The organism is Janthinobacterium sp. FW305-129 (assembly GCF_020858115.1).
GTDB lineage: Bacteria > Pseudomonadota > Gammaproteobacteria > Burkholderiales > Burkholderiaceae_D > Janthinobacterium.
Genome location: NZ_JACYMM010000007.1, coordinates 359767 through 378358, shown reverse-complemented (window position 1 = coordinate 378358; position 18592 = coordinate 359767). Strand labels below are relative to the sequence as shown.

Here is an 18592-nt window from a genome sequence, read left to right as displayed (position 1 = left end):
TGCGGCTGGCAGGAATTGAACCCACGACCCCTTGGTTCGTAGCCAAGTACTCTATCCAGCTGAGCTACAGCCGCAAAACTTCTACAACATTCCATTGAACAACATGGAGGTGAAACTTGTTACAACAAAACCAGGCAAAGACTGATTTTCAGTATTCTGGTGCGGCTGGCAGGAATTGAACCCACGACCCCTTGGTTCGTAGCCAAGTACTCTATCCAGCTGAGCTACAGCCGCGCAGGCAAACATTATAGCGTATTCATTTCGCTTTGAAAAGTTCGATTTTTCAATCGCTTAGCTGATTTTGCAGAATACCGCCCCGCATGACCGACTACCTTTTCACCGCCAAAAAGCCGACGCCTTTTTATCGATGGACCCTTCTGCTTTCACAGTGGCATCCAGCGAATCGAGAAGTTGCTGTCTCGAAAGAAGCGGGATTATAGGGACTGCCTTCCAGCCTGTCCAGTGCTATCTGCATGCGGCAGGCAAGCGTGCGGTGGCGGCGTGCCGCTTGGGGCTACAATACCAGCCAGACAGGGGCGCTCGTGCCTCCGCTAATTCATGACGGCTGGCATTTTCATCATGACCCATTTAACTGAGCTTAGCGACGGTGGCCTGGCGGGGCAAGCGCCCGTGCGGCAGCCGCACCGTTCCAGGATTTCCGATGGCCAAGCATGAACGCAAGCAAGATCTGCTTCCCCCATCAGCGCCGCTGAGCCTATCCGACGAGCGCCTGGCCAACTTACTGGAGAGCATCACCGACGGCTTTTGCCTGCTCGACCGCGACTGGAGCATCCGCTATATCAATACGCGCGGCGCCGGCATGCTGGCGCCGCAGCGTCCGCCCGGCAGCCGCCTGGCGGGCGGCAACCTGTGGCAAGCCTGCCCCGCCTTGCAGGGCACGGAACTGGAAGTGCAATACCGGCGCGCCATGGCGCAGCAGCACAGCTGCAGTTTCGAACTGCTGTATTCGCCGCTGGGGCGCTGGCTGGAAGTGCGCATCTTCCCTTCCAGCGACGGCCTGACCACGTATATCCAGGACATCAGCCAGCGCAAGGCGGCCGAGGACAGCCTGCGCCAGCGCGAGGAAGACTTGCGCGCGCTGGCCAATTCCATCCCGCAACTGGCCTGGATCGCCAGCTTCGACGGCACCATTGCCTGGTATAACCAGCGCTGGCACGACTACACGGGCACCAGCGCCGAGCAGATGGCGGGCGACGGCTGGAGCATCGCCTATCACGCGCAGCACCTGCCGCCCATGCTGCAAGCCTGGAAGGCCGCCTTGCGCGACGGTACACCGTTCGAGATGGAATTTCCCATCCGCGGCGCCGACGGCCAGTTCCGCTGGTTCCTGACGCGCGCCAATCCCGTGCGCGACCGGGGCGGACAGCTGCTGCGCTGGTTTGGCACGAGTACCGACGTCGACCAGGTCAAGCGCGCGCAGGAAGCCTTGCGCGACGAGACGCGCGTGCTCGAATTGCTCAACAACACGGGTGCGGCCCTGGCAGGCACCCTGGACTTGCCGGCCCTGCTGCAGGAAACCGTCGATGCGGCCACGCGCATCAGCGGCGCGCGCTTCGGCGCGTTTTACTACCATGACGATGCGGCCGCGCCCGATACAGACGCGCTCCCCTCGGCGCGCGCCGTCACCGGCCTCAGCCTTCGCCAGGCGGATGCCATGGCCACGGAACTACGCCAGGGGCCGGCCATGCGCCAGAACGACTTGCTGGCGGCGCCCGAGGCCGGCGCCGACGGCGCGCCGCCGCTGCGCAGCTGCCTGAGCCTGCCCGTCAGCTCACGCTCGGGCCTGCTGCTGGGGCGCTTGCTGCTGGGCCATCCGCAGGCGGGCATGTTCAGCGCGCGCAGCGAACGCATCGTCTCGGCCATCGCGGCCCAGGCCGCCGTCGCGCTCGACAATACGCGCCTGTACGCGGCCGCCACGCGCGCCGCCGAAGAGCGCAAGGTGCTGCTCGACAGCGAACGCGAGGCGCGCGCCGAGGCCGAGCGCACGAACCAGCTGAAAGACGATTTCCTCGCCACCCTGTCGCATGAACTGCGCACGCCGCTGTCGGCCATCCTGGGCTGGGCCCAGGTGCTGCGGCGTGGCACGCGCGACCAGGCCGACCTGCACCGCGGCCTGCAAAGCATCGAACGCAATGCGCGCGCCCAGGCGCAGCTGATCGAAGACTTGCTCGACATGAGCCGCATCACCTCCGACAAGGTCATGCTCGACCTGCAGCCCCTCGCGCCCGCCAGCGTCATCGCCTCGGCCATCGAAACCCTGCGCCCGGCGGCCGACGCCAAGCATATCGCCATCCACAGCAGCATCGCCAGCGATGCGGGCAGCATCATGGGCGACCCCAGCCGCATCCAGCAAGTGATCTGGAACCTGCTGTCGAATGCCCTGAAATTCACGCCCCAAGGGGGACGGGTCGAGATCGGCGCGCGCCGCGAAGCGAACCGCCTGGCCATCACGGTGGCCGACAACGGCGTCGGCATCAAGAAAGACTTCCTGCCCCACGTATTCGACCGCTTCCGCCAGGCCGACGCCTCGACCACGCGCCGGCATGGCGGCCTGGGGCTGGGGCTGGCGATCGTCAAGCACCTGGTGGAGCAGCATGGCGGCACGGTCACGGTGAGCAGCGCCGGCGACATGCAGGGCGCCAGCTTTACCGTGCGCCTGCCGCTGGGCACGCCGGCCGCCGCCGCGCGTCAGACGGGCGGCGCCCCGTCCGCCAGCCATGACTTGCGCGGCATCAAGGTGCTGCTGGTCGATGACGAAGCCGATGCGCGCGAACTGACGGCCCGCATCCTGCGCGACCACCACGCCGAAGTGCACGACGCCGGCAGCGTGGCGCAGGCACTGCTGCTGCTGGAACAGGTACAGCCGCATGTGCTGATCAGCGACATCGGCATGCCCGATGCGGACGGCTTCGACTTGCTGGCGCACATACGCGCGCATGCCTCCCCCGCTACCGCCCGCCTGCCCGCGCTGGCGCTGACGGCGTTTGCGCAACCGCAAGACCGCCAGCGGGCGCTGGCCGGCGGCTTCCAGGCCTGGGTCGCGAAACCGCTCGACCCGGCCGAACTGCTGGCGGCCGTGGCGCAACTGGCCGCCGCACGCGTGATGATCCCACCCTGAACAGGGTCATCCGCCGCCCCTAAAAAGATGATACAAAGAAATACATAGTGCTGAACATAATGACTATTTTGTGGTTTAGCCTTCCTACTTTCAGACGCGGCACTGTCCTACAAGCAACTAAGCTGAAGTTTGCTACACTGAAATGCAGAAGCACACCTGCACGGCAGGCAGGAGACAGGCAGCCTTGGCTGCCATCAGTGGCAGAAGCGAGTTCAAGCGCTGTTGTGCGCCCTGTCTTGTTGCAAGGCGCTACTATCTTTCCCACCGCCGTCAGCCGAAACGCTGCGGTAGAAGCCAGCGTTGCATAGACCGTATTAACCGAGACCCTACATGCCCAGCCAAGATGAGATTTTGAAAGCTAAAATTTTGGTCGTCGACGATTCACCCGACAATGTCGACCTGATGCTGGAAATCCTGCGCGATGCCGGCTATACCAATGTCACGGCCACCATGCGTCCGGCCCAGGTCTGCCCCCTGCACCAGGAGCATTGCTACGACTTGATCTTGCTGGATCTGCAAATGCCGGAACTGAATGGCTTCCAGGTCATGAAAGGCTTGAAGGAGATCGAGCATGGCGGCTACCTGCCCGTGCTGGCCCTGACGGCACAACCGAGTTTCAAGATCGCCGCCCTGGAAGCGGGCGCGCGCGACTTCATCAGCAAACCGTTCGACCTGATGGAAGTGCACAAGCGCATCCACAACATGCTGGAAGTGCGCCTGCTGTACAAGGAACTGGCGCAATACAGCAAGCAGCAGCAGGAACTGGCCCTGCACGACCCGCTGACGGGCTTGCCGAACCGGCGCCTGCTGGAAGACCGCATCGGGCATACCCTGCAGCAATCGGCCCGCAACCGCGGCAAATCGGCCATCCTGTACCTGGACCTGGACGGTTTCAAGGCCATCAATGATACGTATGGCCATGGCTATGGCGATGACATCCTGAAAATGGTGGCGGCCCGCCTGGTGGGCGCCTCGCGCAAGGAAGACACGGTGGCGCGCATCGGCGGCGACGAATTCGTCATCGTGCTGGGCAACCTGGCCGGCAAGGGCGACGCGCGCGAACCGGCCGCCAAGCTGATCGAAGTCATTTCCGAGCCGTATTTCATCAACGACCTGACCCTGCGCCTGTCGACCAGCATCGGCATCGCCATCTACCCGGACGACGCCAGCACCGTCGAATCCCTGCTGGGCGCGGCCGACACGGCCCTGTACGAAGCCAAGCGCGCCGGCAAGAACCGCTTTTGCTGCTCGCCCCACGAAGTGATGGCCGCCCAGGTCAACATGCAGAAAAACAGCATCCCCTCGATCGCCTGAGCCAACTTTCCGCGCAGCACGTCAAAAAACCGGCAAGCCTCACGGCCAGCCGGTTTTTTTATGGCAGAGACACTTTATTTCTTGCCGGCCGTCACTTCATGCTGGCCCGCATGCTGGTGGTCCGTTTGCGCATCGACGGTTTCCGGCGACACTTCGATGCGCGTGATGCCGGCATCGACGGAGATCGGGTCGCTGGCGGGGAAGGTCATTTCCACGGCGTCGTCGAGCAACTCTTCCTTGGCCCGTTCTTCGCCGCTCATGCCCTCTTCATCGGCCAGGATGGCCAGCGCGCTGGCCCATTTGACGAAGTTGAGGTTGGACAGTTCGCGCACGGTGGTCACGCCGAACGCTTGCTGCAAGGCCTTGGCATCCTTGGCGCTGACGCCGCGCAAGGCGCTGATGGGGGCGTTGACGATGTCGCGGAAGCTTTTGTCGAGGTATTCCTTGTCGACGATGGTTTCGATATTCATGGCATGTCCTTTCAGTTCGGTAAAGGGCCGGTGCGGCGCCCTGCGCCACGATGGCGGCTATGCAGCATGGGAGAATGCATGGCCCCACTATGGCAGCGCGCGGCGTCCGGGTATGTGCGCAGCCGTACGTAACGACGGGAACGGTACCGCTGGCGCAAACAATAAGATTGCCTATGATATAAAAGTGATGGGAGGAGATTAAAATTGCCGAAAAGACAGAAATTTTCCATCCATGCGCCTTGCGATGAAATCCTCATGTATGATCCACCACTTGAATTTGGTCCACCTTTCACCATTCACGGGGCGCTATGTCCGCACAAACAGATCCGAACAAGGAAGCGGCCCAGGCCGATGCGGAACGCGCCGCCGATCTCAGCGAATTGCTGGGTCATGTCAATACCAGCTGGGACAATGAACGGCGCGCCCTGTCGCGCCAGCTGCACGACAGCCTCGGCTCGTCGCTGACGGCGCTGACCATGCATTTGTCGCTGCTGACGCAAAAAATGCCGCAGGAAGCGGCCTTGCTCGACCGCGCGGCGACCATGAAGCAATTGCTGCTGAATGTGATCGAAACGAACCGGCAAATGCAGATGAAGCTGTGGAATGACAAGCTGGAGTTTCTCGGCGTCAATGTCGCGCTGGGCGAACTGGCCACGCAATTTGCCGAACAACACAAGATCACCGTGCGCTGCAGCCTGCCCGAAGATGAACTGATTTGCCCGCGCAACGTGGGCGTCGCCCTGCTGCGCACCCTGGAAGAGGCGCTCAGCAACATCGCCGCGCACGCCAACGCCACGCAAGTGGACATCATCATCGACGACAATGACGAAGCGCTGATGATGACCGTCAAGGATAACGGCAGCGGCTTGCCGCCCAGCGAGCCGGTCGAAATGAGCAAGCACGGCCTGCGCTCCGTGCGCGAGCGCGTGCACTACCTGGGCGGCAGCCTGAGCCTGGCGGCCAATCCGCACGGCGGCACGGCCCTGACCGTGGTCTTGCCGCGCATTAGCCCGAAGGAATAGCCACCGCCTTACCCAGCGTCAAGGGCCGGGGAACGGCAGCGGCTCTGGCGCGCCACCGGCCGGCTGGCCCGTCGCTGCCCATGTGGCAATTACCCCGTGGAAAAAGTTCTGTGCCGACAAGGGTAGCTCGCAGACCAGCGCCACCATGCCATCTGGCGCCTCAGGCATTTCACGGGACAAGTTAAGGCTCACGTCAATATTGCCAAATTGCACCGTTTCTCGGCGCGGGTACGGCCCGTCCAGCGACAGCCTGAAGGCAAGCGGCGTGGACGCCGCATCGGCGGAAACCTGGCACTCCAGCCATGCCTTCCCTGCCCCGCCCGCCCAGGCAACAAGAACAAGCTGGTTGCCGCGCGCGCGCATGCGCCACTGGCCTTCGCCACCCTGAAGGCCATCGCTGCGCTGCGGCGTGAAAGAATCGTGCATGATTGCTCCTGGTAGTGATTGGGCCAGCAATGTCATTCCATAAAGTATAGTTGGCCTGCCGCTCCATCGGGCGGCACGCAGCGCCTGCACTGCGAAAAAGCATCACTTTATTGCAATTATTGAATGCAAATATCTAAAGAACAGGAGACCGTATGCAAGGCCTTGCCACGACGTGGTTTGTAGTTCTGCTGGGCATGACCACCGCCCAGGCCGCCGAAAAAACCGTGCCGCCGCCGGAAACCGTGGACAAGCTGGCCTGGCTGGCCGGCTGCTGGAACGTCGACGGCGCCGAGCCCGGTTCCGGGGAGCAATGGAGTACGGCTGCCGGCGGCATCCTGCTCGGCACCAGCCGCACCGTCAAGGGCGGCAAGACGACGGCCTTCGAATTCGTGCAGATCCGCCTCACCGAACCGGGCCAGCTGGCCTACATCGTGCAGCCGTCGGGCCAGCCGGCCGTAGTGTTCAACCTGCTGCGCCAGGACAAGCCGAATGAATTCATCTTCGCCAACCTGGACAATGACTTCCCGAGCCGCATCGTCTACCGCCACGACAGCGAGCGCATCTTGCACGCCAGCATCACCGGCACCTTGAAGGGCAAGCTCACCACCATCGATTTTCCCATGACGCGGGGCCGCTGCGACGCGGCGCCCGTCGCGCACGGCAAATAAAAAGGGGCCTTGCGGCCCCTTTCTGCTCTGATACCAACCAGGTCAATGCAGCTTGACCTGCGGCGTGCTGCGCTTGATCAGGAAACGGCCCATGGCCATGACGGCCGTGCGCACGCTGCCCAGCACGGCGTTGTGGTGCATCAGGTGCAGGCTGACATACATCATGCGCGCAACAAATCCTTCGACGAACCAGCTCAGGCCCTTCAGCGAACCCATCAGGGTACCGACCGACGTCGTGCGGCCGAACGACACGAGCGAACCGTAATCGAGGTATTCATACGGTTTCGTCTGCGGCGGCTTGCCCTTGGCTTGCAGCAAAAAGGTCTTCAGCAGGTAATCGGCCTGCTGGTGGGCCGCCTGGGCGCGCGGCGGCACCAGCTTGCCGTCCGGCCCCATGCAGGCGGCGCAATCGCCGAGCGCGAAGATATTCGCGTGGCCCTGCACATTGAGCATGCCCGTCACTTCCAGCTGGCCGGCGCGGTTGGTCGGCAAGCCCAAAGTGGACAGGAATTCCGGCGCGCGGATGCCGGCGGCCCACACGCAGATGTCGGCCGCATAGCTGGTGCCGCTGGCCACCGTCACCTTGTCGGCTTCGATCGTGGTGACGCGCGTATCGGTCACCACGGTGATGCCATGCTGATGCAGCAGTTTCGAGGCGGCAATGGAGACGCGCTCGGGCAGCGGCGCCAGGATGCGCGGCGCCCCTTCCAGCAGGGTGATGCGCACGTCCTTGATGGCGTTGAGATTCTGGAAGCCATACGCGGCATACACGCCGCTCGCTTCGCGCAGTTCGGCCGCCAGCTCGACGCCCGTGGCGCCGCCGCCGATGATGACGATGTCGACACCGGGATGGCCGGCGTCGCCCTGGCGCTGCTCGGCCATGGCCAGCAGCTTGAGCAGGGTCAAACGGAACCGTTCCGCGTCTTCCGTGGCATTCAGGGAAATCGTGTTTTCCTGGGCGCCGGGCACGCCGAAGTAATTCGAGGTGCTGCCCACGGCCAGCACCAGCTGGTCATAGCTGACTGTGCGCTGCGGCAAGAGCTGTTCATCTTTGTCGGTGGCGATGGCGCCCACGGTGAGGCTGTTGCTGGCCGCGTCGAGCGCGATCAGAGGGCCATAGACATAGGTAAAACCATTGTCATGCGCCAACATCTGGTACGACAGGCCCTCTTGATGAATATCCAGGGTGCCGGCCGCCACTTCATGCAGCGAAGGCTTCCAGATGTGATACAGCCGGCTGTCGACCAGGGTCACCTGGCCGGGGCCGAGCTTGCGGCTGAGTTTGCAGGCCAGCTCCAGGCCGCCTGCACCTCCTCCTACGATTACGATTTTACTGTGCAAAGATCCTCCTGCGTGTTAATCCCTGTGCCCATTGCCGTTGCCGTGACCATTGCCGTGGCCCTTGCCCGGCTTGTTGTCATGCTTGTCGCGCTTGTCATCATGCTTGTCGAAGTGCTTGTCATGCTTGTCGTCATGACGGCCGCGGTCGCCATAATCGGGACGGCCATGGTCGCCATGTTGCTGGCGGTAACGGGGCACATATTGGTTGTTATACCAACTATCTTGGACGAAATATACCTCTTGGTTACAGGCATTATACTTGCGGCAGTGCTTGGACCAGTTTTTCGCATGGCCGGGCGGCACGCGCAAATAGATGGGGCGCGCCGAATAGTATTGCGGGCGCTGCACGATGACGGGCTGGGCGTAGATCAATTGCGGCGCGGGATAGTCGCCGATGTCGAGGCGTCCGTAAAAGCCTGGCTGGCCGACGGTGACGGAGACGCCAACCTGGGCGACAGCAGCGGTACCTGCCGACAGCAGGACGGCGGCGAGAATGAGGGTTTTCATGGGGACACTCCTTTTATCAGTTATGCCGCAATTGTAGACCTTGTGTGACCAACTGTTTGTTCGCAAGGACACATAAGGACTGCCGTGGCAATCTCACCACAGCTTGCCCAAAGGCACTACCAGGCCGCTGAACAGCGACCAGTCCGGCGACGCCGCCGTCAAGCCGCGCGCCATGCCGATATCGATGGCCAGCCGGGGCGTGGGACTGTAGGTGGCCGCCAGCAGCAGTTGCGCCGTGGCCCGTGCGCCGCGCAGGCGCGTGCCCGACACTTCCGCCGTGGCGCCCCAGCGCTCGCTGACGGGCGTGGAAAAGGAGGCCGCCCAGCCCGTCTGCACCCGGCCCGACACCGGGTCGGATGCGCCCAGGCGCGTGGCGTTCACATTGGCATCCATGTGCACGGCGCCCAGGTCGCGGCTGAGAATGCCGTTCAGCGACACGTCGCTCTTGCCGCTGCCGATGCTGTCCTTGGCCGTGGGCAACTTCCAGCCCAGTTCCAGGCCCAGCGCCGTGGCGCTGTCGAGCACAAAGGCGCGCTTGAGCACGAGCGTCGTGTCGCCCACGCCCGTCTCGCGCCGGCCCGTGTCGTCGCGCGCGCGCACAACACCCTCGCCTTCGAGCAACACGCCCCATTCGGGCGTGAACGCCAGCTTGAAGGTGTAGGGCAGGCTGGCGCGGCGCGTATCGTCCGTTTTCGACAACAGACCGCCCGCCTCGAATTCCAGCTGGCCCGGCACGGGCAGCTGGGCGGGGCTGGCCACCGAAGGACGGTAAGGCAGGACAGCATCGCTATCCTGCGCCTGCGCCAGGGGCGCCAGGAACAGCAGCAACAGGGAGAAACGGAAGGACGGCAGGACAGGAGATGGCATGGGGAACCCGGAAGTGGCAAACGCGCAATAGCGACAGCCTACCACCGCCGCGCCGCTTGCGCCCGGTCCAGCCGCCGTCAGGCCAGGCGCCGCACGCCCGGCCTGGCCGCCGGCGCGGGCCGGCGCAGCGGCGTGACATTGCTCGATGCCGGCACGGCGATGCCCTCGGTCTGGGCATGCAGGCGGAACACACCCACCAGCTCCGTCAGGGTCTGCGCCTGGTCCTGCAGCGATTCGGCGGCCGCCGCCGCCTCCTCCACCAGAGCCGCATTCTGCTGCGTTACCTGGTCCATCTGCAGCACGGCCTGGTTGACTTGCTCGATGCCGGCGCTCTGTTCCGCGCTGGCGGCCGTGATTTCCTGCATGATGTCGGCCACCTGGCGCACGCTGGTGACCACTTCGTCCATCGTGTGTCCCGCGTCGCGCACGAGTTTGGCGCCCACGGCCACCTGCTCGACGGAGTCGCCGATCAGGATCTTGATTTCCTTGGCGGCACTGGCCGAGCGCTGGGCCAGGTTGCGCACCTCGGCCGCCACGACGGCAAAACCGCGCCCCTCCTCGCCCGCCCTGGCCGCTTCCACGGCCGCGTTCAGGGCCAGAATATTGGTCTGGAAGGCGATGCCGTCGATGACGCTGATGATGTCGACGATCTTGCGCGACGAGGCATTGATCGATTCCATGGTCTGCACCACCTGCCCCACCGCAGTGCCGCCCTTGCCGGCCACGTCGGACGCGGCGCCGGCCAGCGCATTGGCCTGGCGCGCATTGTCCGCGTTCTGCCGCACGGCCGAGGTCAGCTGCTCCATCGACGACGCCGTTTCTTCCAGGGAACTGGCCTGCTCTTCCGTGCGCGACGACAGGTCCAGGTTGCCCTGGGCGATTTCGCTCGACGCCGTATGGATGGTGTCCGTGCCCGAACGGACCTGGCTGACGATGCCCACCAGCTTGTCGCGCATGGTTTTCATGGCAAACAGCAGGCTGGCGCTGTCGTGGCTGGCCGTGCGGATCTCGACGGTGAGGTCGCCCTCGGCAATGGCGCCGGCGATCTTCACGGCATACGCCGGCTCGCCACCGAGCTGGCGCGTCAATCCCCGGGTGATCAGCGCGCCCAGCGCCAGGCCGACCGCCACACTGCCCAGCACCAGCGCGAGCATGAAGCTGCGGCTGGCCTGATACACGCCGGACGCCTGCTCGGCGGCCGCCTTGGCGCGCGCTTCCTTCTGCAGCGAGAGCTTGTCCAGCACACCGTCGAGTTCGTCCGCATGCTGGCGCGTCTTGTTGAGCAGTTCGACCAGTTGCGCGCTGCGCTGGGCCAGCGGTTCGCCGGCCGCCAGGGTCAGTGCCTGCTGCATGGTGGCAATGTACTCGGCTTCGACAGTGGCGAAGCGGGCAAACAGTTCCTTGGCCGCTTGCGTGACGAACAGCGGTTCCGCCTTGGCAAGGTAACTTTTATTTAATTCGAGAAATTTGGCGATGTCGGCCTGGCGCGTGGCGCGCTCCTCGGCGGTCGTGGCCAGCAAGAAATTGCTGCGCGCGCGGCCCACCTTGATCAGGGCGATATTGGCTTCCTTGATGTACGACAGGCCCAGCAATTCATGGTTGTACATCTGCCCCGCCATGGTGTCGATCTTGCCCATGTTGAAGATGCCGATGCCGGCCACGATGGCGCCCAGCAGCGCCACGCAAAAGAATGCCGCCAACAGGCGCGTGCCCACCTTCATCCGATTCAACATGATTCCTCCGATGGCCTGGCGGCCGATACGCAACGGGACCTCAACTTGAATATAAAGAAAAAAGCAGGAGGAAAATGCTCGGATTGTCACTAAACAACAATTCATTGATTTATAGCAACATGCAAAACGGCTTGCCGTGCTAGGCAAGCCGTTCCGGCAGGTGCTTAATGGGCAAGCTTAATGGCCCAGCTTAATGGCCCGCGTGCGCGCCAGGCTTGCGCACCGTCATCTCCACGCCGCCTTTCACCAAGGGCTTGCCCGCGCCCTGGCCGCGCACGGCTTCCGGCAAGGCGCCCGTCCATTCATACGCCACGCTGCCGGCCGGATGCTTGTACCAGCCCGGGTCGCGGTAGTCGCCGGCTTTCTGGTCCTTGCGCACTTTCACCGTGGTAAACATGCCGCCCATGCCGATGGCGCCGAAGGGGCCGTCGCCGGCCATCATCGGCAAGGTATTGTCGGGAATCGGCATCTGCATCTCGCCCATGTCGGCCATGCCCCGCTCGCCCATCACCATGTAGCCGGGCACGAGCTGGTTGACCTTCGCCGCCACGCCCTGGTGGTCAACGCCGATCATGGTCGGTACGTCATGCCCCATGGCATTCATCGTGTGGTGCGACTTGTGGCAGTGGAAGGCCCAGTCGCCCAGGTCCGTGGCCGTAAACTCCACGGCGCGCATCTGCCCTACGGCCACGTCCGTCGTCACTTCGGGCCAGCGCGATTCGGGGCGCGTCCAGCCGCCATCCGTGCCCGTCACCTCGAATTCGTGGCCGTGCATGTGGATCGGGTGGTTCGTCATGGTCAGGTTGCCCACGCGCACGCGCACCTTGTCGCCCTGGCGCACGACCATGGGATCGATGCCGGGAAAGACGCGGCTGTTGAAGGTGAACAGATTAAAATCCGTCATGGTCATGATCTTCGGCGTGTAGCTGCCCGGATCGATGTCGTAGTTGCTGAGCAGAAAGACGAAATCGCGGTCCACCTGCATGAAATGCGGGTCTTTCGGGTGCGTCACCCAGAACCCCATCATGCCCATGGCCATCTGCGTCATTTCATCGGCATGCGGGTGGTACATAAAGGTGCCGGGCCGCTTGGCAACAAATTCATACACGAAAGTCTTGCCGGGAGGAATGCCCGGCTGGGTCAGGCCCGTGACGCCATCCATGCCGTTGGGCAAGCGCTGGCCATGCCAGTGCACGCTCGTGTGTTCCGGCAATTTGTTGGTGACGAAGATGCGCACGCGGTCGCCCTCCACCACTTCGATGGTGGGACCGGGCGACTGGCCGTTGTAGCCCCACAGGTTCGCCTGCATGCCGGGCGCCAGTTCGCGCACGACGGGTTCGGCCACCAGGTGAAATTCCTTGACGTTGTTGTTCATGCGCCAGGGCAAGGACCAGCCATTCAGGGTGACGACGGGATTGTACGGGCGCCCGTTCGGCGGCGGTGGCGGCGCTTTCGTTTCCGCGCCGGCCATGCTGACGGCTTCCGGCAACGACGCCGCCCCCACGCGGCTCACCGCAGCCGCACTCAGGGCGACGGCGCCCGCATTCATGAAAAAGTTTCTACGTGTAATCATCATTATTCCTTGTTGGCAAGACCGCTGCCGTTGATGGCGCCTTGCAATTCAGTTTGCGCGATCCAGAAATCGCGCTGGGTCTCGATGGCGCTGTTCACGCTGGCAACTTGCTCGCGCGCGTCGGCCAGCAGCTCGAACACGCTGGCCAGCATGCCGTTGTAGCGCAGCAATACTTCATGCGAGATCGTCTTGCGCAGCGGCACGACTTCATCGCGGTAGTGGCGCGCCAGGTCGTAGGCCGTGCGGTAGCTGGAATACGCTTCGCGCACTTCCGAGCGTGCCTTCACCGCCGTGCCCGCCGTGCGCTGCAGCGACTGCTCGTACAGCGCTTGCGCCTTCGCATTGCGCGCCGTGCCCCAGTCGAACAAGGGCAATTCCAGCGACACCTCATAGCCGTTTTCGCGCGGCGCCTCGCTGCTGCTCTTGTTGGTATAGCCCACGTCGAGCACATTGACGAAACCCGTCACCTTGGACAGACCCAGCGCGTCGGCCGTCGCATGCGCGTCGAGTTTCGCTCTTTGCACGTCGAGGCGCTGCTCCATCGCCTGCGCCTCGATATTGCCGGCGTCGGCCGGCTGGGCCGGCAAGTCGGGCAAGCGCGACGGTAAAGTGAACGCCGTCTGCTTGCCCCACAGGCCCAGCAAGCGCGTCAGGTGCTCGCGCTTGGCCGTGGCCTGGTGGCGGGCGCGGGCCAGGTCGCCGACGGCATCCGCGTAAAACACTTGCTGGCGCGCCTGGTCGAGGCGGCTCCAGTTGCCCGCCTGCTGCAAGCGCGTGGCCAGTTCGGCGCCCGCCTCGGCCGACAGCAGCGCGCGCTGCATGAACGCTTCCGTCTGCACGGCGGCCACGGCATTGAAATAGGCGCGGCGCGTCTCAAGCGCCAGCTGCACGGCGCTGCTGGCCGCCTGCAGCTTGGCTTGCTCGAAACGGCCCCGCTCGATGTTCACGCGCAGCGGCATGGTCAAGAGGCCCGCCAGGTCGAAGCTGACGCCCCGGTCGATTTCATTGCCGTGGCTGCCGTGCGAGCGGCCGAACGACAGGCCCGGGTTGCGCAAGCGCCCCGCCTGCACCAGGTCCGCCTCGGACGCGCCCAGTTCGGCCAGCGCCACCTTCATGCCGTGGTTGTTCATCAGGGCGATGCGCACGGCGCTGTCGGCGTCCAGGGGCTGGGCCAGCAGGGACGCCAGTTTTTCCTCGCCGCCCTTGTCCGTCAATGCCGCGGGGGCGCCCGTGCGGGCGTCCGCCAGCGCGGACACCGTCTGCATGCCGCCATCGGGGCTGAAGCTGGCGCAGCCGCCGAGCAGCAAGGTAGCCGCCAGCGCCAGCGGCGTGAGGCAAGTTGATTGAGAGAAACGGGTCATGTCAGTGTCCCTCATGCTGGTGTTGCGGGGCGGGCTGGGCATCGGGCCTGGGGCCGGGCTTTTCCATCGGCATGGTGTGTCCTTCCATCTTGTGGCCCTTCATCTTGTGGCCGTCCATCTTCATCATGCCCATGTGGCCGCCGGCCTTGCCGACTTTGTTGTTGACGGCGCGCCAGATCTGGTCGGGCGTGGCGTCCTCTTCGGCGGCGGGACGGTAGCCGGTGAAGGCGGAACGATAGGTGGTGGCCGGCACGGACGCTTGCGCCTCTTGCGGAGCGGACGGGGATTGCGCTGCGGCGGCCAGCGGCAGTACAGCCAGCGCGAAGCTGAACAGGTGTTTCATGGTATTCCTTGAATGACGGGTATGGCGCGGCGGGCGCGCGGCTGGAACGCTGGCGTGGCCGCTGCAACGTGCAGGGACGTGCGACGGCGGCGCCGCCAGGTTCAACGGGCGGTCAGGCGGAGCGCGTGCTTCTCGGGGGACGTTCGGGGCCAGGCGGGATATGCCCGGCGAACAGGGAATCGGGCGCCAGCGCCGGGGGCGGCGCGCGCAGGGTCAAGGCGTGCAAGGCAGGCATGCCGGGCGGCGCCGTGGCGCCCACGGTGCAGGCGCCATGATTGCTGCAATCGTGGCCATGGTGGGTGGCGCCGCCATCGTCCATGGCCATCTTCATCAGCTGGCCCGCGATCCGCATGTCGGCCGCATCGTTCATATCATGGCACTGGGGCGCCTGCATGGCCTCGGCGGCGACCGTGACCGCTGCCGCCAGCTCGTCCACGCAGCAGCTGCGCATGGCCGACGCAAAGCCCTGCAAGGGCAAGGTGACGACCAGCAGCCAGAGCAGCGAGCGGGCGAGTGAGCGGAAAAAGGCGCGGTTCATGGCAGGACTATAAACCTTCCCACGCGAGGAAGGTCAAGCCCCTATTTGCGCCCGCCGCCGTGCGTCAGCCAGATGACGTAGGCGCCGTAGTAGCCCTGCCCCTCCAATATGACCTGGCCCTCGGCAAAATGGATTTTCTCCACTTTATTGACGGTAAAATACGCGCGGCCATCGGCCGCCTCCACGTCGCCCAGGCAACGGGCGCGGGGCCGGCAGTAGCCGCTGGCGCGCCCGATGGCCCACATCAGGTCGCCGATCATGAAGTCGTACATCATTTCGGCCAGCAACGGCCGGTGCCCCGCCAGCATGGCCGTGATATCGGGGTAGCCGGCGTCCCTGAGCTCGGGCAAATCGCTTTCCTCGTACTGCAGATCGTCTTCACGGCAATCCTGCACGAAACTGTTGAACGGTTCGTCAAGCAGTCCCGCCAGCGCCGCTTCCGGCACGCTCAGGCGGAACGGGTGCAGCGGCAGCACGCTGTGCTGGCCGTAATTGAGTTCGCGGCAGTCGAGCAAGGCCAGCGGGTGCGGCTGGCCACCGACCTCGCAGCGGATGCCGGAGGCCTGCGCCATCAGCTGCCCATCCCCGCCGCCCGCATCAGCAGGCGCATTGCCCAGGCGGCCAGGCCCAGGGTGGCCACGCTCGCCAGCCAGATGCCGGCCATCCACGCCAGTCGCTTCCGCCATGATTGTTGCCCTTGTTCAAATTGTTTCATCAATGATAGCCATCTTCCGGCAAGACTTTGCCACGAAACACATAATAGGACCACACCGTATACATCAGGATCACGGGAATGATGAACAGCGCGCCCACCAGGGTAAAGCCCTGGCTTTGCGGCGGCGAGGATGCCTCCCAGATCGATACCGACGGCGGGATGATGTTGGGCCACACGCTGATGCCCAGGCCCGTGTAGCCGAGGAAGACGAGCGCCAGGGTGCACAGGAACGGCGCCGTTTGCCGGCCCCGCCGCAGGGAGCGCAGCAGCAGCCAGCCCGCGCCCGCCACCAGCAGCGGCACGGGCAGGAAGAAGAACAGTTGCGGCAGCGCAAACCAGCGCGCGGCGATGGCCGGGTCGACCAGCGGCGTCCAGACGCTGATGACGGCGATCACGCCCAGCAGCAGCCACACCAACACGCGCGTGACGCGGTAGGCATGCGCCTGCAAGCCGCCCTGCGTCTTCATGATCAGCCAGGTGCTGCCCAGCAAGGCATACGCCGCCACCAGCCCCGCGCCCGTAAACAGCGAGAACGGCGTGAGCCAGTCCAGCGCGCCGCCCGCATAGCTGCGGTCCTCCACCGGCATGCCCTGGATGTAGGCGCCCAGAGTCACGCCCTGGAAGAAGGCGGCCGCCACCGAGCCAAAGATAAACGCCTTGTCCCACACGTGGCGCTCGTGCTCGCGCGCCTTGAAGCGGAATTCGAAGGCCACGCCGCGGAAGATCAAGCCCATCAGCATGAAGCTGAGCGGCAGATAGCAGGCGCTCAGCACCACCGAATAGGCGAGCGGAAAGGCGGCCAGCATGCCGGCGCCGCCCAGCACCAGCCAGGTTTCGTTGCCATCCCATACAGGCGCGACCGTATTCATCATCACGTCGCGCTCGCTCTTGTCCTGAAAAAACGGATACAGGATGCCGATGCCCAGGTCGAAGCCATCCATCACCACATACATCATGATGCTGAACAAGATAATAATGGCCCACAGTAGAGGCAGATCAATGCCCATGCGAATTTCCTCCTTGCGCTGGTGCTTCAAGATGCGCGGCCGAGATGGGCCGCGCGGGTGTGCGTTCCTGGCCGGGGCCGCCGTGTTCGACGCTCTCCCCCTCGTGCGGCCGCGGCCCCACGCGGATCAAACGCAGCAGGTAGCCGATGCCCGTGCCGAACACTGCAAAATAGATGACGACGAACGACACCAGGGTGATGCCCAGCTGCGTGGCGCCGTGCGCCGAGACGGCGTCTTGCGTGCGCAGCAAGCCGTACACGGTCCACGGCTGGCGGCCGATTTCCGTCGTGTACCAGCCGGCCAGCATGGCCACCAGGCCGCTGGGTCCCATCCACAGCGCGCAGCGCAGGAACAGGCGCGAGCGCCACAGGGTGCCGCGCCAGCGCAGCCACGCGCTCCAGATGCCCAGCGCGATCATCAGCATGCCCAGGCCCGCCATCAGGCGAAACGACCAGAACACGACGGCGGAAGGGGGCCGGTCGCGCGGCGCGAAGTCCTTCAAGGCGGGGATCGTGCCATTCCAGTCATGCGCGAGGATCAGGCCGCCCAGGCGGGGGATTTCCACCTTGTACAGGGTTTCCTCGCGCTCCATGTCGGGCCAGCCGAACAGGATCAGCGGCGTGCCCTCGCCGCCCTTGTTTTCCCAGTGGCCTTCCATGGCGGCCAGCTTGGCCGGCTGGTGCTCCAGCGTGTTCAGGCCGTGCAGGTCGCCGATCACGGCCTGGATGGGCGCGACGATCAGCAGCATCGACAGGCCCATGCTCATCATCTTGCGGATGGCCGCATTGTCGTTGCCGCGCAGCAAATGCCAGGCGGCCGACGCCACCACCAGCAAGGCCGTGGCAAGGAAGGCGGCCACGCTCATGTGCAGCAGGCGGTACGGGAACGATGGATTGAAGATGACGGCCAGCCAGTCCACGGGCACGATCCTTCCGTCGATGATTTCATGGCCCTGCGGCGTCTGCATCCAGCTGTTCGAGGCGATGATCCACGTGGCCGAGATCAGGGTGCCGAGCGCCACCATGGACGTGGCGAACATGTGCAGGCCCGGCCCCACGCGGTGCCAGCCGAACAGCATCACGCCGAGGAAGCCCGCTTCCAGGAAGAAGGCCGTCAGCACTTCATAGGCCAGCAGCGGCCCCGTGATGCTGCCCGCGTAATCGGAAAAGAAACTCCAGTTGGTGCCGAACTGATAGGCCATGACAAGGCCGGAAACGACGCCCATGCCGAAATTGACGGCGAAAATCTTCGACCAGAAGTGGTACAGGTCGCGGTACACGGCGTCCTGCGTGCGCAGCCACGCCGCCTCCAGCACCGTCAGGTAGCTGGCCAGGCCGATCGTGATGGCAGGAAAAATAATGTGGAACGAGATGGTGAAGCCGAACTGGACGCGCGCCAGTTCCAATGCAGTGAGCCCTAACATGTGTTGCCTTCCCGACGTGTGACGTCTGTTTTACCCAGGCCTCCACTCTAGGCTTTACGGGCAAAACATAACAGACTCAGAAATCGGAGAAAACATAGGATCAGTTTGACGTTTTCCGAATGACAAGGTCAAGCCGATCCAATGG

The 18592-nt window shown here is 64.2% G+C and carries 18 protein-coding genes and 2 tRNA genes; 4 read left to right on the top strand and 16 right to left on the bottom strand.

Features of this window, described 5'->3' with window-relative positions; all coding sequences use genetic code 11:
- Positions 1–74, bottom strand: a tRNA-Arg gene (locus IGS61_RS16930).
- Positions 75–157: 83 nt separating this feature from the next.
- Positions 158–234, bottom strand: a tRNA-Arg gene (locus IGS61_RS16925).
- Between the two features lie 427 nt (positions 235–661).
- Here IGS61_RS16925 and IGS61_RS16920 point away from each other — a divergent pair.
- Both IGS61_RS16920 and IGS61_RS16915 read left to right on the top strand, forming a co-directional pair.
- The gene (locus tag IGS61_RS16920; RefSeq protein ID WP_230540733.1) at positions 662–3139 is read left to right on the top strand and encodes a PAS domain-containing hybrid sensor histidine kinase/response regulator; all 2478 of its coding nucleotides are present in this window, start codon (positions 662–664) and stop codon (positions 3137–3139) included.
- A 330-nt stretch (positions 3140–3469) separates the two neighbouring features.
- Positions 3470–4453, top strand: a complete 984-nt coding sequence (locus IGS61_RS16915) for a GGDEF domain-containing response regulator (RefSeq protein WP_230540732.1) — start codon at positions 3470–3472, stop codon at positions 4451–4453.
- A gap of 74 nt (positions 4454–4527) precedes the next feature.
- Here IGS61_RS16915 and IGS61_RS16910 read toward each other — a convergent pair whose 3' ends face one another.
- Positions 4528–4923, bottom strand: coding sequence for a hypothetical protein (locus IGS61_RS16910; RefSeq protein WP_230540731.1), 396 nt, complete (start codon positions 4921–4923; stop codon positions 4528–4530).
- A gap of 308 nt (positions 4924–5231) precedes the next feature.
- On the opposite strand from IGS61_RS16910, the gene IGS61_RS16905 reads away from it, so the two are divergent.
- Positions 5232–5945 (top strand): sensor histidine kinase, encoded by a 714-nt coding sequence (locus tag IGS61_RS16905; RefSeq protein ID WP_230540730.1) that lies wholly within the window; start codon positions 5232–5234, stop codon positions 5943–5945.
- Positions 5946–5963: 18 nt separating this feature from the next.
- Here the strand turns inward: IGS61_RS16905 and IGS61_RS16900 are convergent, their stop codons facing one another.
- The gene (locus tag IGS61_RS16900; protein ID WP_230540729.1) at positions 5964–6371 is read right to left on the bottom strand and encodes a hypothetical protein; all 408 of its coding nucleotides are present in this window, start codon (positions 6369–6371) and stop codon (positions 5964–5966) included.
- Between the two features lie 152 nt (positions 6372–6523).
- On the opposite strand from IGS61_RS16900, the gene IGS61_RS16895 reads away from it, so the two are divergent.
- On the top strand, positions 6524–7039 hold the full coding sequence (locus tag IGS61_RS16895) for a DUF6265 family protein (RefSeq protein ID WP_230540728.1): 516 nt from the start codon (positions 6524–6526) through the stop codon (positions 7037–7039).
- Positions 7040–7081: 42 nt separating this feature from the next.
- On the opposite strand, the gene IGS61_RS16890 is transcribed toward IGS61_RS16895, so the two are convergent.
- The 12 genes from IGS61_RS16890 to IGS61_RS16830 all read right to left on the bottom strand — a co-directional run bounded on the left by IGS61_RS16890 (position 7082) and on the right by IGS61_RS16830 (position 18447).
- Entirely contained in the window at positions 7082–8380 is a 1299-nt protein-coding gene (locus tag IGS61_RS16890) for an NAD(P)/FAD-dependent oxidoreductase (protein ID WP_230540727.1), read from the bottom strand.
- A 15-nt stretch (positions 8381–8395) separates the two neighbouring features.
- Entirely contained in the window at positions 8396–8887 is a 492-nt protein-coding gene (locus tag IGS61_RS16885; RefSeq protein ID WP_230540726.1) for a hypothetical protein, read from the bottom strand.
- A gap of 93 nt (positions 8888–8980) precedes the next feature.
- A complete protein-coding gene (locus tag IGS61_RS16880; RefSeq protein WP_230540725.1) occupies positions 8981–9754 on the bottom strand; it encodes a transporter in 774 nt (257 codons plus the stop codon).
- A 77-nt stretch (positions 9755–9831) separates the two neighbouring features.
- Positions 9832–11487, bottom strand: coding sequence for a methyl-accepting chemotaxis protein (locus tag IGS61_RS27965; RefSeq protein ID WP_329958065.1), 1656 nt, complete (start codon positions 11485–11487; stop codon positions 9832–9834).
- 190 nt (positions 11488–11677) lie between these two features.
- The gene (locus IGS61_RS16865) at positions 11678–13060 is read right to left on the bottom strand and encodes a multicopper oxidase family protein (RefSeq protein ID WP_230540724.1); all 1383 of its coding nucleotides are present in this window, start codon (positions 13058–13060) and stop codon (positions 11678–11680) included.
- A gap of 2 nt (positions 13061–13062) precedes the next feature.
- Positions 13063–14421, bottom strand: a complete 1359-nt coding sequence (locus IGS61_RS16860; RefSeq protein ID WP_230540723.1) for a TolC family protein — start codon at positions 14419–14421, stop codon at positions 13063–13065.
- 1 nt (position 14422) lies between these two features.
- Positions 14423–14764 carry a hypothetical protein gene (locus IGS61_RS16855; protein WP_230540722.1) on the bottom strand — a complete coding sequence of 114 codons (342 nt, stop codon included), beginning with the start codon at positions 14762–14764 and terminating at the stop codon, positions 14423–14425.
- A 112-nt stretch (positions 14765–14876) separates the two neighbouring features.
- Entirely contained in the window at positions 14877–15302 is a 426-nt protein-coding gene (locus tag IGS61_RS16850) for a hypothetical protein (protein WP_230540721.1), read from the bottom strand.
- A gap of 41 nt (positions 15303–15343) precedes the next feature.
- Positions 15344–15874, bottom strand: coding sequence for a hypothetical protein (locus IGS61_RS16845; protein WP_230540720.1), 531 nt, complete (start codon positions 15872–15874; stop codon positions 15344–15346).
- Complete coding sequence (locus tag IGS61_RS27960; RefSeq protein ID WP_329958067.1) at positions 15874–15966, bottom strand: DUF2474 family protein; 93 nt, start codon at positions 15964–15966, stop codon at positions 15874–15876. The genes IGS61_RS16845 and IGS61_RS27960 overlap by 1 nt, the downstream gene beginning before the upstream one ends.
- Before the next feature lie 50 nt (positions 15967–16016).
- Positions 16017–17024: a cytochrome d ubiquinol oxidase subunit II gene (cydB, locus tag IGS61_RS16835; RefSeq protein WP_230540718.1), complete on the bottom strand. Its 1008-nt coding sequence runs from the start codon at positions 17022–17024 to the stop codon at positions 16017–16019.
- A complete protein-coding gene (locus IGS61_RS16830; RefSeq protein ID WP_230540717.1) occupies positions 17014–18447 on the bottom strand; it encodes a cytochrome ubiquinol oxidase subunit I in 1434 nt (477 codons plus the stop codon). Before IGS61_RS16830 ends, cydB begins: the two co-directional genes overlap by 11 nt.
- Positions 18448–18592 lie beyond the last annotated feature (145 nt).

What these genes read in the sequence shown, in the direction of transcription:
- IGS61_RS16920 (WP_230540733.1), top strand. Translation starts at nt 662, where the DNA reads ATGGCCAAGCATGAACGCAAGCAAGATCTGCTTCCCCCATCAGCGCCG.
- IGS61_RS16915 (WP_230540732.1), top strand. Translation starts at nt 3,470, where the DNA reads ATGCCCAGCCAAGATGAGATTTTGAAAGCTAAAATTTTGGTCGTCGAC.
- IGS61_RS16910 (WP_230540731.1), bottom strand. Translation starts at nt 4,923, where the DNA reads ATGAATATCGAAACCATCGTCGACAAGGAATACCTCGACAAAAGCTTC.
- IGS61_RS16905 (WP_230540730.1), top strand. Translation starts at nt 5,232, where the DNA reads ATGTCCGCACAAACAGATCCGAACAAGGAAGCGGCCCAGGCCGATGCG.
- IGS61_RS16900 (WP_230540729.1), bottom strand. Translation starts at nt 6,371, where the DNA reads ATGCACGATTCTTTCACGCCGCAGCGCAGCGATGGCCTTCAGGGTGGC.
- IGS61_RS16895 (WP_230540728.1), top strand. Translation starts at nt 6,524, where the DNA reads ATGCAAGGCCTTGCCACGACGTGGTTTGTAGTTCTGCTGGGCATGACC.
- IGS61_RS16885 (WP_230540726.1), bottom strand. Translation starts at nt 8,887, where the DNA reads ATGAAAACCCTCATTCTCGCCGCCGTCCTGCTGTCGGCAGGTACCGCT.
- IGS61_RS16880 (WP_230540725.1), bottom strand. Translation starts at nt 9,754, where the DNA reads ATGCCATCTCCTGTCCTGCCGTCCTTCCGTTTCTCCCTGTTGCTGCTG.
- IGS61_RS27965 (WP_329958065.1), bottom strand. Translation starts at nt 11,487, where the DNA reads ATGTTGAATCGGATGAAGGTGGGCACGCGCCTGTTGGCGGCATTCTTT.
- IGS61_RS16865 (WP_230540724.1), bottom strand. Translation starts at nt 13,060, where the DNA reads ATGATTACACGTAGAAACTTTTTCATGAATGCGGGCGCCGTCGCCCTG.
- IGS61_RS16860 (WP_230540723.1), bottom strand. Translation starts at nt 14,421, where the DNA reads ATGACCCGTTTCTCTCAATCAACTTGCCTCACGCCGCTGGCGCTGGCG.
- IGS61_RS16855 (WP_230540722.1), bottom strand. Translation starts at nt 14,764, where the DNA reads ATGAAACACCTGTTCAGCTTCGCGCTGGCTGTACTGCCGCTGGCCGCC.
- IGS61_RS16850 (WP_230540721.1), bottom strand. Translation starts at nt 15,302, where the DNA reads ATGAACCGCGCCTTTTTCCGCTCACTCGCCCGCTCGCTGCTCTGGCTG.
- IGS61_RS16845 (WP_230540720.1), bottom strand. Translation starts at nt 15,874, where the DNA reads ATGGCGCAGGCCTCCGGCATCCGCTGCGAGGTCGGTGGCCAGCCGCAC.
- IGS61_RS27960 (WP_329958067.1), bottom strand. Translation starts at nt 15,966, where the DNA reads ATGGCCGGCATCTGGCTGGCGAGCGTGGCCACCCTGGGCCTGGCCGCC.
- cydB (WP_230540718.1), bottom strand. Translation starts at nt 17,024, where the DNA reads ATGGGCATTGATCTGCCTCTACTGTGGGCCATTATTATCTTGTTCAGC.
- IGS61_RS16830 (WP_230540717.1), bottom strand. Translation starts at nt 18,447, where the DNA reads ATGTTAGGGCTCACTGCATTGGAACTGGCGCGCGTCCAGTTCGGCTTC.